Genomic DNA, 15125 nt, shown 5'->3' with positions numbered 1-15125 from the left:
CCTGGATTGTCATGCGGCGCCGCCAGCCGAATGGGCAGCGGCGCCGCGAATTGTCTTCAGGCGTCGAATTGGCAGCTCGGCGTCGAGCGTGACAGCGCCGTCTCCTCGGCGTCCATCTCCGCCTCGATGCCGTCGAACAGCGGCGTCGACATGTAGCGCTCGCCGGTGTCGGGCAGCATGCACAGGATCACCGAACCGGCCGGGGCCGTCCCGGCGATCTGGCGCGCCACGGCGAAGGTGGCGCCGCCGGAGATGCCGGTGAATATGCCTTCCTGCCGTGCCAGCGCCTTCGCCCATTTGATGCCTTCCGGACCGGGGATCGGCACCACCTCGTCATAATAGTGCTTGTCGATCGCCTCCTGCAGCACGTTGGGGATGAAATCCGGCGTCCAGCCCTGGATCGGATGCGGCTCGAACGCCGGATGGCTGGCAGCGGGTGCGCCGCCTGCGCCGCGTTCCTGCGCTTGGCCGCTGCCGATAAGCTGCGCATTGGCTGGCTCGGCAAGCACGATCCGGACATTCGGCCGCTCGCGGCGCAGCACTCGTCCGACGCCGGCGATCGTGCCGCCGGTTCCATAGCCGGTGACAAGCACATCGAGCCTCGATCCCGCGAAATCGTTGATGATCTCGCGCGCCGTGGTCGCCTCGTGGATGGCGGCATTGGCTTCCGTCTCGAACTGACGGGCCAGGAACCAGCCATTGGCCCCGGCAAGTTCGACAGCCTTCTGATACATGCCGGAACCCTTCTTGGCGCGCGGCGTCAGCACCACCTTGGCGCCCAGCATGCGCATCAGCTTGCGGCGCTCGATGGAGAAGCTGTCGGCCATCGTCACCACCAGCGGGTAGCCCTTCTGCGCGCACACCATGGCCAACCCGATGCCTGTGTTGCCGCTGGTCGCCTCGACCACGGTCTGGCCCGGCTTCAACTTGCCGCTGCGCTCGCCTTCCTCGATGATGTTGAGCGCCAGCCGGTCCTTCACCGAGGCCGCCGGATTGAAGAACTCGGCCTTCACATAGATCGTCGCGTGACCCGGGCCGAGATTGTTGATGCGGATGACCGGCGTGTCGCCGACCGTGTCGAGAATGCTGCCGAACAGCCGGCCGCGGCCGGCTGTTGTCCTGATTTTCAATTGCTGCAACATGGCTTTTCTCCTCGATGTCTCACGCGCCGGTTACAAACCGGCGGCTTCGGCGGCGCGGTTTCGACACCTTGCCGCGGTAGGGTTGCGGGACCTGCCGCAGATGCGGCAACGGCGGCGTTCCGATACGGAATAGGGCTGTCGGATGCTTCCTGTCGTCTTTGGTGATAGAACATGGACCAACTGGTCAGCGTGGGAGCGAGCGTGGAAACGCACGTGGAATCCGCCCGATCGGGCCTGAACAGCGAGGCGGCCGGCCTGTCCCTGCGGCTGTTCGGACCGCTTGCGATTGTGCGCGACAGTGTTCCGGTCGTGCTGCCGGCGTCCCGCAAGCTGCGCGCGCTGCTCGCCTATCTGACGCTCGCGCCACACCCCGTCAGCCGCAGCCGGCTGTGCGAGCTTCTCTGGGATGTTCCCAACGATCCGCGCGGCGAGCTTCGCTGGTGCCTGAGCAAGCTTCGCGCCGCGCTCGACGAGCCGGACCTGCGCAGGGTCGAGACCGAGGGCGACGCGGTCGCGCTTCGCCTCGCCGATACCCGCGTCGATGCCCTGGAGACAGCCGGGGCGGCGGCGGAAGGTATCGATACGCTCAGCCTCGAGCGGTTGCGGAGTCTCTTGCAGCTTTTCGCCGGCGATTTCCTTGACGGTCTCGAGCTCGACCGCAGTCCGCATTTCGCCAGTTGGCTGACCGCGCAGCGGCGCCGCTTCAGCTCATGCCACGTCGCCGTTCTCGAGCACATCATCGGCCTTCTCCCGCCGGAAGCCGACGAGGCGGCCGCCTGTATCGACAAATGGCTGGAACTGGCGCCCTTCGACGGGCGCGCGCATACCGCGCTGCTGGAAAACCTCGCCCGGCGCGGGCAGATCGGCGCAGCCGAAGAGCATCTTGCCACCGCGGCGGAGCTCTTTCACTCCGAGGAGCTGGATATCGCTCCCTTGCGCGAGGCATGGCAGGCGATAAGAGCCCGCCACTCCATCGCGACGCCATGCGCCCGGCCCGTGCCGTTCGCGGCGACCCAGCCATTGATCGCCCAGAGCGAACCCGAAACAGCCGCGACGCGCCGGGCTTCGCTGGCGGTCATGCCTTTTGCCGAACATGCCGGCGCCGCCGGCTTTCGCGGCGGGCTGGCCGACGGCCTGACCCACGACATCATCACGCGCCTCGCCAAGCTCCGCGATTTCTTCGTCATCGCCCGCGGCTCGGTCTTTGCGCTCGCTGAAAAGAACATTGCGCCGGAGGATGCCGGACGTCGGCTCAACGTGGACTACGTGGCGACTGGCTCGGTCAGGAATCTTCTGGGCAGGGTCATAGTCGAGGTCGAGCTGTCCGAAGTGCGCACGGCCAGGATCGTCTGGGCAGAGACCTTCGAGCACAAGCCCGATGACGTCTTCATCGTCCTCGACGATATCGGCAACAGCATCGTCTCCTCGATCGCCGCCGAAATCGCGGCGGTCGAGCGCGACCGTGCGCTGCTTAAGGCACCGAATTCGCTCAATGCCTGGGAGGCCTATCACCGCGGCCTCTGGCATATGTATCGCTTCACTCGCCAGGAAAACGAGCTGGCGCAACAGTTTTTCCACGAGGCACTGAAACTCGATCCCACTTTCGCCCGCGCCTATGCCGGGCTCTCCTTCACCCATTGGCAAAACGCCTTCCAGCGCTGGGGCGATCGCGACCGCGAGACGGCGTTGGCTTTCGATAGCGCTGGCCACAGCCTTCTGGTCGACGACCGCAATCCGGCCGCGCACTGGGCGATGGGCCGCGCCTTGTGGCTGCGCGGCGACCAGGACGCCTCGGTGATCGAATTGGCGAAGGCCGTCGACCTCAGCCCGAACTTCGCACTGGGCCACTATTCCCTGTCCTTCGTCCATTCGCAGTCGGGCGATCCGCAATCGGCGATCGGCTCCTCCGATCACTCGCGCCATCTCAGTCCCTTCGACCCGCTGTTGTTTGGCATGATGAGCGCGCGCGCCATGGCGCATGCGCGGCTGGGCGAATTCAACGAAGCCGCCGAATGGGCGCTCAAGGCGGCAGCAAGGCCCAACGCCCATGTCATCATCCTGGCGATCGCCGCGCATTGCCTGGCATTGGCCGGCCGCCAGGACGAGGCGCGAAACTTCGCGGCCGCGATCCGCAAGACATTGCCGGACTACCGCGCCGACGATTTCATCGCCACCTTCCGCTTCGACCGGGACGCGGAAGCCATGTTCCGGAAGGGCGCGAAGCTGATCGGATTGAACTGAGCCTGCTCTGCGTCAGTGCACGAGCGGGCCGCTGGCCTTCCGCCACGCAACGATGCCGCCCTGTATGTGGCGGGCACTCGAGATTCCGACGTCTTGCGCCGCTTGCACGGCCATCGCCGAGCGCTCGCCGAACGCGCAGTAGAACAGGATCTGCCTGGCAGTCGATTTCGCCAGTTCATGCAGCATGCCGCCGGCGGCGATGTTTTCCTGCAACCGTGCATAGGGCAGATGGATCGCACCGGGAATGACGCCATTGCGCTCCCGCTCGGATTGCTCGCGCAGGTCGATCAGCGCCACATCGGGCCGACCGACCAGCGCCAGCGCCTGCTCGGCGGTCACCGACCAGCCGCGGCTGGCGATATCGTCCTGGTGCAGCCCGACCCTCATGTTGGCGGGCACCGCGACGTCCATCATCTTCGGGTTGGCCAACTTCAGATTGTTCATGATGTCGACGTATTCGTCGACCGACTTCACCTGCAGGCGCGGATTGAAGGCCTTCTCCTCGCCGATCGTCGACACCGTCTCGCCCTTGTAGTCGTGCGCCGGGAAGACCATCGTCTCGTCGGGAAGCTTGAGCAGGCGGCCGAAGATCGATTCATATTGCTGGCGTGGATCGCCGTTCTGGAAGTCGGTGCGGCCGGTGCCGCGGATGAGCAGCGTGTCGCCGGTGAAGACCCGGTCGGGCAGGATGAAGCTGTAGGAATCGTCGGTGTGGCCGGGCGTGTAGATGACGTCGAGCGCCAGCCCCTCGATGGCAAGCTTGTCGCCGTCGGCAAGCCGCATCGAAACGACGTCGGCCTTGGTCTGCTCGCCCATCACGGTCACGCAATGCGTCCTGTCGCGCAGCGCGCCGAGGCCGGTAATGTGATCTGCATGGAGATGCGTGTCGACCGCCTTGACCAGCCTGAGGTCGAGCTCGTTGACAAGTTGCAGGTAGCGCTCGACCTTCTCCAGCACCGGATCGATGATCAGTGCCTCGCCGCCGTGGCGGCTGGCGAGCAGATAGGAATAGGTGCCGGAGACGGCATCGAAGAGCTGACGGAAGATCATTTGCGACGTACCCCGCTGCATTCTCGCGCCACCGGGCAACCATCCGTGCGGCCGTGGCAATATCTTACCGCACGGACCCGCGGAATCGGAATGGATTTCGAAAAATATCTGCCAGGAGCCGGCGTTGCCTGCTGCCATGGAGTGGCAGCCTCCGAACCCATACGCTGGCGCCGAAGTTTGTCGGGCACCCCTCAAAAGGCCTTGCTGAGGCGAGCTTGGCCCCGGACAGTGAAGGCATTGTCGCTCCCATACCCGGCCTCAAAGCCGGCATTCAGGGTCATGCCGGCGCCCACCTCCGCCGCAACGTCCGCGCCGGCAAAGCCGCGCAACACCACCTTTCTGCCGCCGGCGGCAAAAGAAATGTCCTGGCCAAGGAGCGTCGCCGATAGGTCGTCGCTGTTTTGCGCGATCGCGTCGATCCCTGCACGAAGGGTGGTTTGCCAGGTCTGGCTCCGCGTGCCGACGGGCGCCAAGGCCAGCGCGAGCTGGCCACGCGCCTCGAAGACGTTGACGTCGCGCCGCGAGACCGCGAGATCGCTTCCCGAGCCGGCCTCCGCGTAATCGTCGATGAAGAGCCCGACGTAACGCAGTCGCACGCTGGGTATCAACATACCGGCCGCGACCGGTAGCCGCGTGCCGAGTGTGACGGACGGGCTGACGAAGATGCCGTTGAAATCGGCCCGCGCTGTCTCGACGCCACCCAGCACCAGATTGTTCGCGACACGGCGGCGGCTCCGCTCCTGGAGCACGCCGGTAACAAATGTCGCTTCGGCAAAATGCGCTCCTGCGTCATAGCCCAGATAACCGCCCGCAAATACGCTGCGATGGACGATCTCCTGCGCGTCGTCGTCGACCTCGGTCGATCCGGCGGCGCCCCCCAGCAGCACGCCACCCAGGAAGCCGTCGCCCGAGCGCCTTTCCGCGCCGGCGACCACGCCGCCCAGCGTCTCGCTGAACCCAGCTGATGCACCAGAGCCGCCCTGGGAGCGTATCCCGCCAAATGTGGAGATCCAGGCGCCTGGACCGTGATGCGGCGCAAGCACGTCGTCGCCTGGGGCGGGCATGCGCGCTTCGGCGACGCCAGCGATGCCGTCGACAAGGTCTTCGATTAGCGGACCACTGCTCGCAAACCCGGTGGTGTCGATCACCGCCGCGCTGTTGCCGCTCGTCACAAACGGCCTGCCGCCGGTCAGGATGGCTTGCGGCAGGCCGCTTCCGGCGAAGCTGATGACAGCGTTCAGCGCGGAGCGGAAGGTCACCGTGTTGCCGCCGCCGGAAAAGACGACCGGTCCCTGGATGACCGTCCCGCCCAAAAGGTTCAGCGTGGCGCCGGGCGCGCCGAAATAGATGGCGGCGCTCTGGTTGCTGAAGACGCGACCTGAGTTGGTAATGATAGAGCTGCTGCCCAGCGCGGCGATGCCCACGGCGCTCGCGCCGTCCACGACAACCGAACCGGAATTGGTGATCGTCGCATTGCCGAACAAGGTGCCGATACCTGTCGCGCCCGTGCCGGAAACGCTGACGGTGCCGCTGTTGGCGATTGCAACGTCGCTGCCGCCAGCGCCGATGCCAATGGAAGCCAACCCCGACACGGTAATCGACCCGGAGTTGTCCAGCCGCAGGCCGTTGTTCTGCCAGATGATGCCGGTAGCGGCGATGCCATAAGCCTCGATCGAACCGCTGTTGGAAATCCTGAGGTCTGGTCCGGCACCGATGATGCCCGAGGCCGCGACACCTGAAACACCGATGAAGCCGTGGTTATCCACGCGCCCGCCGGACGCATCACTGATGATGCCGTATGTTGCGACACCCAGCGCTTCTATCGAGCCGTTGTTGACGATGTGCGCGTTGTCGCCCTCGGACAATATCCCTATGGAAGCGTCGCCTATCGACAGGATGGTCCCGCCGTTAAGGATCGTCGCATCCAAGCCCTGTGAGTTCACATTGATGGCGCCGCCGCCCAACGTTTCAACCAGGCCGCGGTTGGTGAACCTCTGGGTCGGGCCGAACATCCGCACGGCATCTACGCCGGCGCCAAATGTCTCTATCGCTCCCCCGGGGTCCACGGCCCCGGTATCGCCGGCACCGTTCATCGTCTGCTGGCCGGCAGTCGCGTCATTGCCTATGACAAAACTTTGGGAAAACGCCGCGCCGCTTCCAAGCGAGACTACGGCGAGAACCAACGGCGCAACCGCGCCGGAAAGCCCTTTATGCGACGTCGGTAACCCCCCTGGCGCATGGGCACGCAACAAAGCGGACTCTGCGCCCGAAGGAGGCGAAAGACAAGGCGGAGACGGCGTTGCGACCCCCGGTCTTTCCGCGTGCGGAAGCGCCTACCGCCTCAGCACCGCGCTCAGCACGTCCCGGATGCCGATCGCGCCGACGAAGCGCGAGCCTTCATCGAATAGCGCCACCGGCGCGGTTTGCGAGCGGTGCATGGCGAGCATCACCGTCTTCAGCGGCGTGCCGGGATTGGCCCAGAACACTTGCGTCCTCTCCTCCGGCTGGCGCTCGACATCGGCGCAGGACACCCAGACAGCGGGCTTGCCGTCGCGTTCGGCCGCCGCCACCAGGCCATGCTCGTCGATCTTGAAGCGCGTCGTCTTGCGCCGGTCGAGCCATACCCAGCCATTCTCGCCCTGCTCGAGATCGCGGCGGTCGCGCATGACGTTCCAGGCCGTCAGCACCGAAAGCGGATTCACATTGGCGATGAAGTCGCGGACATAGTCATTGGCGGGGCGAAGGACGATGTCTTCCGGCGCGCCTGTCTGCACGATGTGTCCACCCTCCATGATGGTGATATGGGTGCCGATCTTCAGCGCCTCCTCGAGGTCGTGGCTGACGAAGATGATTGTCTTCTTCAACTCGGCCTGGAGTTGCAGAAGCTCGTCCTGCAGCTTGGTGCGGATCAGCGGATCGAGCGCCGAGAACGGCTCGTCCATCAACAGGATCGGCGCCTCGGTGGCGAAGGCGCGCGCCAGGCCGACACGCTGCTGCATGCCGCCCGAGAGCTCATGCGCGTATTTCTTCGACCATTGGTCGAGATGAACGAGCTGAAGCTGTTTCTGCACCCGCGCCTTGCGCTCGGCCTCCGGCACGCCGGCGAGCTCGAGGCCGAAACCGACATTCTCCTCCACGGTGCGCCACGGCAGCAGGCCGAATTGCTGGAACACCATCGCCACCTGCTTCTGCCGCAGGCGCCTGAGCGTTGCCTCGTCGCAGGTGACGACATCGACCGTGCGGTCGCCGTCCTTGACCAGCACCTGGCCGCGCGACACGACGTTCAGCCGGTTGACGGCCCTGAGCAGCGTCGACTTCCCGGAGCCCGAAAGGCCCATCAGCACCGAGATCTCGCCCTCATGCACGGTGAGATTGGCCCCGGCGCAGCCCAGCACATTGCCGGTCTTTTCGAGGATATCGGCGCGCGTGGCGCCTTTGTCGATCATTGCAAGCGAACCCGCCTGATCGGCGCCGAAGACGATATCGACATTTTTGAAATCAACCGCGACGCTCATTTCTTGCCTCCAACGCCGATACGCGTCATCCGGTCGAGCACGATGGCCAGCACGACGATGCCAAGGCCGGCCTCGAGCCCGAGGTCGATCCGGCGCGAGCCGAGCGCGCGGTTGATTTCAGTGCCGAGGCCGCCGGCACCGATCAGGGCCGCGAACACCACCATCGACAGCGACAGCATGATCGACTGCGTCAGGCCCGCCATAATGGTGGGCAAGGCCGAGGGTAGCTCGACCTTCCAGAGAAGTTGTCTTTTGGTGGCGCCGAACGCCTCGCCTGCCTCGACAATCGATTTCGGCACCGAAGTGACGCCGAGATGCGTGAGACGAACCGGGGTCGGAATGACGAAGATGATGGTGACGATGAGGCCGGGGGCGTTGCCAAGCCCGAACAGGGTCAGCACCGGGATCAGATAGACGAAGGTGGGCAGCGTCTGCATCAGGTCGAGCACCGGCAGCATGAAGCGGTAGACCTTCGGCTTGTGCGCGGCCCAGATACCGAGCGGAACGCCGATGGCCATCGAGGCGGCGGCAGCAGCAACCACCAACACCAGAGTCTCCACGGTCTGCTTCCACAGGTTCTGGTTGATGATGAAGACGAGGCCGATGAAGACGCCGACGGCCAGCGGCCGCGAACGCTGCAGGAACCAGGCGATAACGGCAATTACAAGCGCCAGCAGCACCGACGGCACCATCAGCAGCAGGTCCACCGCCCCGTCGAGGATGAAATTCAGGCCGTTCGAGAACGCCCTGAAAATCGTATCGAAATTGTCGGTGAGGAAACTGAAGAAGGCTTTGCCCCACAAACCTATGGGGATCTTGTAGGCGACCAGAAATTTCGAGATCGGATCCATCTTTCCCCTCGTTGACCCCGCCGCCCTTATCGAGCGATCATCTTCTCAAGCATATGAAAAAGGGCAGCCTTCTCCAGTGGCTGCCCTTTTCAAGGATCATGCCGGACTCAAGCCGGCTCAGCCCCCGAGGGCGGTCTTCACCGCAGCCGCCGCATCGCCGCCGTCGAAGGTGGTCACGCCGGCGATCCACGGCGCTATCGCGTCCGGATGCTTCTTCAGCCAGTCGGTGGCGACCGTCTGGGCGTCGCCGCCCTTGAGGATCGCGTCCATCATCTCGCCTTCCATGTCGAGGTTGAACTTCAGGTTGGCGATGAACTTGCCGGCGTTCGGGCACTCGGTGGTGTAGCCCTTGCGCACATTGGTGTAGACGGTGGCGGCGCCGAAGCCGCTGTCGCCCATACCCTCGAGATAGGTGATCTTCATGGCGCCCATCACCGGATGCGGCGTCCAGCCGAGGAAGGCGATCCATTCATTGTTCTTCATCGACTGTTCGGCCTGCGTCAGCATGCCGGCTTCCGACGACTCGACCAGCTCGAAACCTTCGAGATTGTCCTTCGGGTTCTTGATCATGTCGAGGATGATGCGATTGCCGTCATTGCCGGCCTCGATGCCGTAGATCTTGCCGTTGAACTTGTCCTTGAACTTGCCGAGATCGGTCAGCGTCTTGACGCCGGCATCCGCGACATAGGTCGGCACGACGATGCCATAGCCGGCGCCGGTCAGGTTCGTGCTCACCGTCTCGACCGAGCCGTCGGCGGTGTAGTCCTTGATGTCGTTGGTCATCGACGGCATCCAGTTGCCGAGGAAGACGTCGAGGTCCTTGTTCTTCAGCGACGCATAGGTCACCGGCACCGAAAGCTGGATCACCTGCGGCTCGTAGCCGAGCGCGGTAAGCAGCACCGAGGCCAGCCCCGTGGTCGCCTGGATGTCGGTCCAGCCGACGTCGGACAGACGCACGGCCTTGCAGCTCGCCGGATCGCCGGCATAGGCAGCGGTCGTGGATAGAAGCGCCGCCAGGCCGAGGCCGGCGACAAAAGATTTCATACGCGGCATGAACTTTTCTCCCATTGCAATTCGAGGCGACGCAAAGTCGGTTCTTGTGTCCGCCTTGTTTCGTCAGCCAAACACCATTTTGATGTGGTTTCAAGCGGCGCCACATCACGATCAACGGCGTGCGCTGGCCATTCAGCGACATGCCGGAGGTCTTTGCGGCAAGACGAAGTTTTCATGGACGGCCGGCACTGCCTGATATTCCAGCGATCGGCGGGCTGGCGATCGGTTGATTGCCGCGATCCGGCACAAGAGATTTTGCGGCACTGCCGCTTCGTCGCATCTCGCCGCGCAAAAACAATAGCTTAAGGCATATCAGCTAAAGCTGTTTGAAGGCGACGCGCATGACTCATGCCGTTAGCATGCTTGGCTTGTCTTTCAAGGGCCTAACCAATTCTTTTGTTTTGACGCCTCGCCCTGTCTTCCTTCTTTCAATCGCTTGAGGCCCCACATATATTCGCCGCCACGTGCGACGAAACCGGATGCCGAAGCGGGAGGCCCCAATGGCGACATTGCAGAATTTCGATGCCGAAATTGCCAAGACCAAGCAGGTCGTCGAGGACATGCGCACCAAGATCGAGCAGTCCGGCACCGTGCTCGACACGCTCGCGCAGGCCGACAAGAAGATCGGCGACGCCAATTTCGACATCGAGAACGCCCGTATCGAGGACGTGCTGAAGCAGCAGAAGGTGATGGAAGGCAACATCGCCGACCTGATCATCGGCCTGGAGGACGCGACCAACGTCTTCGGCGCCGAATTCGAGAGCATGAAGAGCTACACCGGCTGGGAAAACTTCGTTGGCGTCTTTTCGGACCAGCGCAAGCAGCGCATGCGCACCGACCGCGTGCGCAACATGTCGCTGGCCGGCAATCTGCAGGAGCTGCTGGCCAAGTCCGACACCATCGTCGGCATCCTGAAAGCGCAGAAGCAGATCCTCGACCAGCGCTACAAGACCTCCGAGACCAGCCTGTCGCAGGTGATCGAGCGCCGCAAGACGACCATGGCCAATCTCGAGGCGGTACAGAAGCGGATCGAGGAGCTTAACCCGATGCTGCTCGACATCGAGAACAAGATCGCCGCCTCCACGACCCAGAAGGAGCGCACCGAGCTCGAAGGCGAGCGTTCGAAGATGGCGACCGAGTACAACGAGAAGCAGGCCAAGGAGCAGGAGCTGCTCGCCGAAAGCCAGACGCTGGAGCGCTACACCTCGATGTTCCAGACTTTCGTGGACTCTCTCAACAACCAGATCGCCGCGCAATCGACGCTGATCAACAAGCTGACCATCGACACCGAGCAGCGCATCGTCCTCTACAAGGCGCTGGAAGATTCGCTGAAGACCGCCGCCCAGCAGGACGTCGCCCACAAGATCAACACGCTGGGCAGCCAGGTCGACAACACCGCGGAAGAGACGATGGCCGGCATCGGCGCCGCCTCGCAGAAGCACATCGGCGATCTCCTGGAGATGCATGAAAAGAACATGGTGGCCAGCGCCGATATCCAGCGCCGCAAGAAGCTTGCGGACGACGCCTTCGCCCGCCGCTTCGACGAGGTGATGAAGAAGCATAACGCCGCCAACTACGTGCAGCAGTAGGCGGCGTGCCGGCATTTTTCTCCAGGGCAGTCCCATGACCCCCGAAAATGAAGCGGCGGCGCGCTACTTCTCCGCCATCACTGCGGCGTTGAGAGGGCTGGAAGTGTTCATGCGCGATGACCGCTCGCCGCTCTACCGGCATGGCATCGTCGCAAAGATCGTCGCCGAGTACATCGCCCGGCTGGACAAATCCTTTTCCTGCTGGCGAAACCGGCTGGGCTTCATGGATGCGTTCCGCATCTCGCGCGCCGACAGCGGCTATCCGGTGTTCCAGAACCTTCTCGAGTTGGAGAACGACCGCCGCCAGGCGGATAACCGGCTCGCCAACATCCCGCAGGCCGGCGAGCTGCGCGAGGAGATGGCCGACTTCATCCTGCGCCACAAGGAATTTCCCGCGGCACTCCAGAAGTCGATGGCCGAGCGGCTCTATCTGGAGGACGTCAAGAGCGAGGCGACCTTCGGCCCCTTCATCCTGGCGCAGACGGCGAAGGTCTCGGTCAACCCGAAGACCTTGCGGCCCTATTACCTCGTCCACTGGGCCTCGTTCGACGGCAGCGCCAACCTGCCGCTGGTCTATATGGTGACGGTCGAGGATTCCTCGGAGAGCATGGTGCGCCAGCTCGTCGACGCCAATGGCAAGCTCAACGAGCGGGTCGACATCCCGCTTCCCGTGGACGGTCTCCTCAATCCCGAGCTCGCCCACCGCTTCGACGATTTCACCGAAAAGAATTCGGCCTACGCGCTGTCGCCGGCGACCATCGCCGTCAATCTCGACAAGGACTTCGAGCCGCTGCATCCGAAGCAGCTTCGGCGCGTCGTGCTCGGCCCCTTCTATTCCGCCGGCATCACCGAAAACAATTCGACGGTGGCTGAGGTGCTGGCCAAGGTGCGCAAGCCGGAAAACGCCTGGCTGCTCACCTGGACCATCCAGGAGGTCTTTTCCAAGTCGGAGAAGCCCGGCCGCAAGGGCCTGTTCTCCAGCGAGAAGACGACGCAGGAATTCTTCATCAACACCGACGACCTCGAGGCGGCGCGCCAGGGTGTATCGAGCTACGAGAACCATGCTCTGATCCCGCACGAGGCCTATCAGGCACTTTACGCCGCCGGCGAGGCACAGAGGATCTTTTCCGGCTACAAGGTCCACATCCTGTCGAACGGGCAGGTCATCAGCGACGTTTGATTTCAACCGCGGAGCATCCTTCATGGACACCGGGCTGACAACGATCTCGGAAGCGGCAATCGAAAAACACCGCGCAACCGCGCAGAGCTTCATCACCCGCATCGTCGTGCTGGAAGACCCGTCGCGCGAATCCGGCACCGCGCTCGCCGGCACCAACCGTCGCTTCGTCTCGACCGTCTCGGTCGGCTCGGTGCGCCGCACGCGCGAGGTCGAGCTCACGAAGACGGTCGCCGCGATCCATCCCGACGACCAGTTGATGACCATTGCCCAGCACACGCTTCTCTACCGCGCTCGCCGCGGCCTGGCGATCGCGCTCGCCATAGCGGGCGTCTTTGCCGAGGGTTCCGACCTCGAAAGCCTGCAGGCGAAGAATGCCCGCGCCCCGCTCGAAGGCGACGAAGCCGCAACCTTCAAGAAGCTTCTGTCGGCCTCGGCCTATGTTTCGGCCTTCAGCTTCGCCTCCTACCTCTTCCAGCTCATCGACAGCGACGGCGAGGCGCCGAACGACATCCCCGAACCCGACTTCCTGTTCGACACGCCGCAGGACGCGGTGAAGTCGATCGTGGCCGGCCTCGACCTGGCAATTGCCGGCTCCAGGGACGATGCCGATTTAGCAACGCGGGCGCGCGCCTTTGCCCGTGTCGCCATTGACGGGCTGCTCGCGCGAAAAGGCCGCTTCGACGGCATCGGCCCATTCGAGAACGCCCATATCCGCATCGATGTCGACGACTTCACGCTCGACGGCTTCGACGTGGCGCCCGGCAAACGCTCGAAGCCGCTGGTGATGACCTTCAAGAAGCCGGAAGAGGTGGTCGGCAATCATATCGCCAAATTCCAGTCGGTCAGGCTGGCCAAGATGCTGATGGCCTACGACTTCGAGCGCGAGCTGAACCCCTTCGTCGAGCTCGGCGGGTTCCTGTTCACCTTCATCGGCGATGGCGCGCCGGGCACCGGCAAGACGACGCTGATCCAGATGATCGCCGGTCTCGTCAACGGCTATTGCCAAGTCGCCGGCTATCCCTTCGCCTACGAGAATTTCGGCGTCGACCAGATTTCGTCCTATCAGGGCAAGTCCGGCCAGAACTGCCGCCAATTCGTCAACAACGTGCTCAATCCGCGCGTCATCGGCTTCGGCACCATCGACGACATCGACCAGGTGGCGGCGCGCCGTTCCGACGACCGCGCGTCGGCAGGCCAGCAGGAGATCACCGGCGTGCTGATGGACGCCTTCGCGGGCGCCTCAACGGTGGTGCGCGGCAACTGTTCCTTCGGCATGTTCTCCAACTATCCGGAAAACGTCGACGATGCGCTGCGCCAGCGCGCCGGCGCACGCTGGCTGGTGGACGGTCCGCAGACCCGCGACGACTACATCGACATCTTCGTGCTGCTTGCCGGCAAGAACCACAAGATCCCGCTCGGGGACCACAAGCTCTACGCGGCGCAGGAGATCCAGCGCGCCGTGGCGGAAGCCTATGAGGAGCACGAGAAGCCGCAGGAAGACGGATTGATGAAGGTCTATGAGCGCTACATGAAGGAGAACGGCGCCCCGAAGACGCTGGCCGATATCGGCACCTATCTGCACATGATCAAGGATGCCGAGCCGCGCTTCACCGGGCGCGCCATCAAGAACGTCACCGACGCCATCAAGATGCGCGCCATGGATATCGAGCTGCCGGACGACTGGTTCGAGAAGCCGGAAGCCTTCATGCACAAGAGCTACGACGACAAGAAGGCGATGATCGAGGAACTGCGCGGGCCGTTTTCGATGGACATGGTCATGCAGGAGATCAACCGCTACGCCGATTCCGAATTCCGTTATTCCGACAAGTCCGACGACGCGGCGGTGGAGAAGCTCCTGCGCGACGCGCGCCTGCGCGAACGCGCGGCGCGCGAGATGGAGGAGTTGAAGAAGAAGGGCCTGTGGAATGCTTAATGTTGCTTCGCTGCTCACATGTGCTGAAAGACGTAGCTCCAACGCTGGCGCCCCCCTCTCCCCGTTCTTCACGGGGAGAGGGTAAGGGTGAGGGGCAGCGCATGCGTGGACCGGTAATCGAGACGACGAAGCGAGCACGGCGATTGCGCCAGTCAGACAACGATGCCGAAGGCGCACTTTGGCACGAGCTGCGTGATCGCAGATTGAACGGGTACAAATTCGTGCGGCAGTTCCCCATAGGCAGGTATTTCGCTGATTTTGCCTGCAGGGAATGCCAGCTTGTTGTCGAAGTTGATGGGAGCCAGCATATCGCGAACAAACATGATCAGATTCGCGATCGCTTCATGGTGTCAGCCGGCTGGTCCGTCCTCCGCTTTTGGAACGTTGACGTTTTGAAGGACAGGGAGGCGGTGCTTCAGACCATACTGGCGGCCGTCGAGCAGCGTTTAGGGCGCCACATCGATACACACGACCTTCGATTTATTGCCGCCGAAGGTTATGGGGAGACATATCCTTGACCGTTCGCGCCGCCCCTCACCCTTACCCTCTCCCCGTGAAGAACGGGGAGAGG

General features: G+C 63.5%; 11 protein-coding genes. 5 read left to right on the top strand and 6 right to left on the bottom strand.

The features are described from left to right. Positions 1–56 precede the first annotated feature (56 nt). A complete protein-coding gene (locus EJ070_RS16595) occupies positions 57–1142 on the bottom strand; it encodes a pyridoxal-phosphate dependent enzyme (protein ID WP_126092334.1) in 1086 nt (361 codons plus the stop codon). Positions 1143–1313: 171 nt separating this feature from the next. Between EJ070_RS16595 and EJ070_RS16590 the strand changes: the two genes are divergently transcribed. Beyond that, positions 1314–3383, top strand: a complete 2070-nt coding sequence (locus EJ070_RS16590) for a BTAD domain-containing putative transcriptional regulator (RefSeq protein ID WP_126092333.1) — start codon at positions 1314–1316, stop codon at positions 3381–3383. A gap of 12 nt (positions 3384–3395) precedes the next feature. On the opposite strand, the gene EJ070_RS16585 is transcribed toward EJ070_RS16590, so the two are convergent. The 5 genes from EJ070_RS16585 to EJ070_RS16565 all read right to left on the bottom strand — a co-directional run bounded on the left by EJ070_RS16585 (position 3396) and on the right by EJ070_RS16565 (position 9852). Beyond that, positions 3396–4433, bottom strand: a complete 1038-nt coding sequence (locus EJ070_RS16585; protein ID WP_126092332.1) for an MBL fold metallo-hydrolase — start codon at positions 4431–4433, stop codon at positions 3396–3398. 191 nt (positions 4434–4624) lie between these two features. Further along, a complete protein-coding gene (locus tag EJ070_RS16580) occupies positions 4625–6616 on the bottom strand; it encodes an autotransporter outer membrane beta-barrel domain-containing protein (protein WP_126092331.1) in 1992 nt (663 codons plus the stop codon). Between the two features lie 150 nt (positions 6617–6766). Further along, positions 6767–7948, bottom strand: coding sequence for a choline ABC transporter ATP-binding protein (gene choV / locus EJ070_RS16575; protein WP_126092330.1), 1182 nt, complete (start codon positions 7946–7948; stop codon positions 6767–6769). Further along, the gene (choW, locus tag EJ070_RS16570; protein WP_126092329.1) at positions 7945–8799 is read right to left on the bottom strand and encodes a choline ABC transporter permease subunit; all 855 of its coding nucleotides are present in this window, start codon (positions 8797–8799) and stop codon (positions 7945–7947) included. Before choW ends, choV begins: the two co-directional genes overlap by 4 nt. A 117-nt stretch (positions 8800–8916) precedes the next feature. Beyond that, positions 8917–9852, bottom strand: a complete 936-nt coding sequence (locus EJ070_RS16565; RefSeq protein WP_126092328.1) for a choline ABC transporter substrate-binding protein — start codon at positions 9850–9852, stop codon at positions 8917–8919. Between the two features lie 500 nt (positions 9853–10352). Here EJ070_RS16565 and EJ070_RS16560 point away from each other — a divergent pair, with 500 nt between their 5' ends. The 4 genes from EJ070_RS16560 (at position 10353) to EJ070_RS16545 (ending at position 15072) form a co-directional block, all read left to right on the top strand. After that, a complete protein-coding gene (locus EJ070_RS16560; protein WP_126092327.1) occupies positions 10353–11441 on the top strand; it encodes a hypothetical protein in 1089 nt (362 codons plus the stop codon). 34 nt (positions 11442–11475) lie between these two features. After that, the gene (locus EJ070_RS16555; RefSeq protein ID WP_126092326.1) at positions 11476–12621 is read left to right on the top strand and encodes a hypothetical protein; all 1146 of its coding nucleotides are present in this window, start codon (positions 11476–11478) and stop codon (positions 12619–12621) included. Positions 12622–12643: 22 nt separating this feature from the next. Next, positions 12644–14554 carry an ATP-binding protein gene (locus tag EJ070_RS16550; RefSeq protein ID WP_126092325.1) on the top strand — a complete coding sequence of 637 codons (1911 nt, stop codon included), beginning with the start codon at positions 12644–12646 and terminating at the stop codon, positions 14552–14554. 101 nt (positions 14555–14655) lie between these two features. Beyond that, a complete protein-coding gene (locus tag EJ070_RS16545; RefSeq protein ID WP_126092324.1) occupies positions 14656–15072 on the top strand; it encodes a DUF559 domain-containing protein in 417 nt (138 codons plus the stop codon). The last annotated feature ends 53 nt before the right edge of the window (positions 15073–15125 follow it).

The organism is Mesorhizobium sp. M1E.F.Ca.ET.045.02.1.1 (genome assembly GCF_003952485.1).
Taxonomy (GTDB): domain Bacteria; phylum Pseudomonadota; class Alphaproteobacteria; order Rhizobiales; family Rhizobiaceae; genus Mesorhizobium.
Note: the sequence above shows the minus strand (reverse complement) of the source record. Positions and strands in the feature narration are given on the sequence as shown.

What these genes read in the sequence shown, in the direction of transcription:
- EJ070_RS16595 (WP_126092334.1), bottom strand. Translation starts at nt 1,142, where the DNA reads ATGTTGCAGCAATTGAAAATCAGGACAACAGCCGGCCGCGGCCGGCTG.
- EJ070_RS16590 (WP_126092333.1), top strand. Translation starts at nt 1,314, where the DNA reads ATGGACCAACTGGTCAGCGTGGGAGCGAGCGTGGAAACGCACGTGGAA.
- EJ070_RS16585 (WP_126092332.1), bottom strand. Translation starts at nt 4,433, where the DNA reads ATGATCTTCCGTCAGCTCTTCGATGCCGTCTCCGGCACCTATTCCTAT.
- choV (WP_126092330.1), bottom strand. Translation starts at nt 7,948, where the DNA reads ATGAGCGTCGCGGTTGATTTCAAAAATGTCGATATCGTCTTCGGCGCC.
- choW (WP_126092329.1), bottom strand. Translation starts at nt 8,799, where the DNA reads ATGGATCCGATCTCGAAATTTCTGGTCGCCTACAAGATCCCCATAGGT.
- EJ070_RS16565 (WP_126092328.1), bottom strand. Translation starts at nt 9,852, where the DNA reads ATGCCGCGTATGAAATCTTTTGTCGCCGGCCTCGGCCTGGCGGCGCTT.
- EJ070_RS16560 (WP_126092327.1), top strand. Translation starts at nt 10,353, where the DNA reads ATGGCGACATTGCAGAATTTCGATGCCGAAATTGCCAAGACCAAGCAG.
- EJ070_RS16555 (WP_126092326.1), top strand. Translation starts at nt 11,476, where the DNA reads ATGACCCCCGAAAATGAAGCGGCGGCGCGCTACTTCTCCGCCATCACT.
- EJ070_RS16550 (WP_126092325.1), top strand. Translation starts at nt 12,644, where the DNA reads ATGGACACCGGGCTGACAACGATCTCGGAAGCGGCAATCGAAAAACAC.
- EJ070_RS16545 (WP_126092324.1), top strand. Translation starts at nt 14,656, where the DNA reads ATGCGTGGACCGGTAATCGAGACGACGAAGCGAGCACGGCGATTGCGC.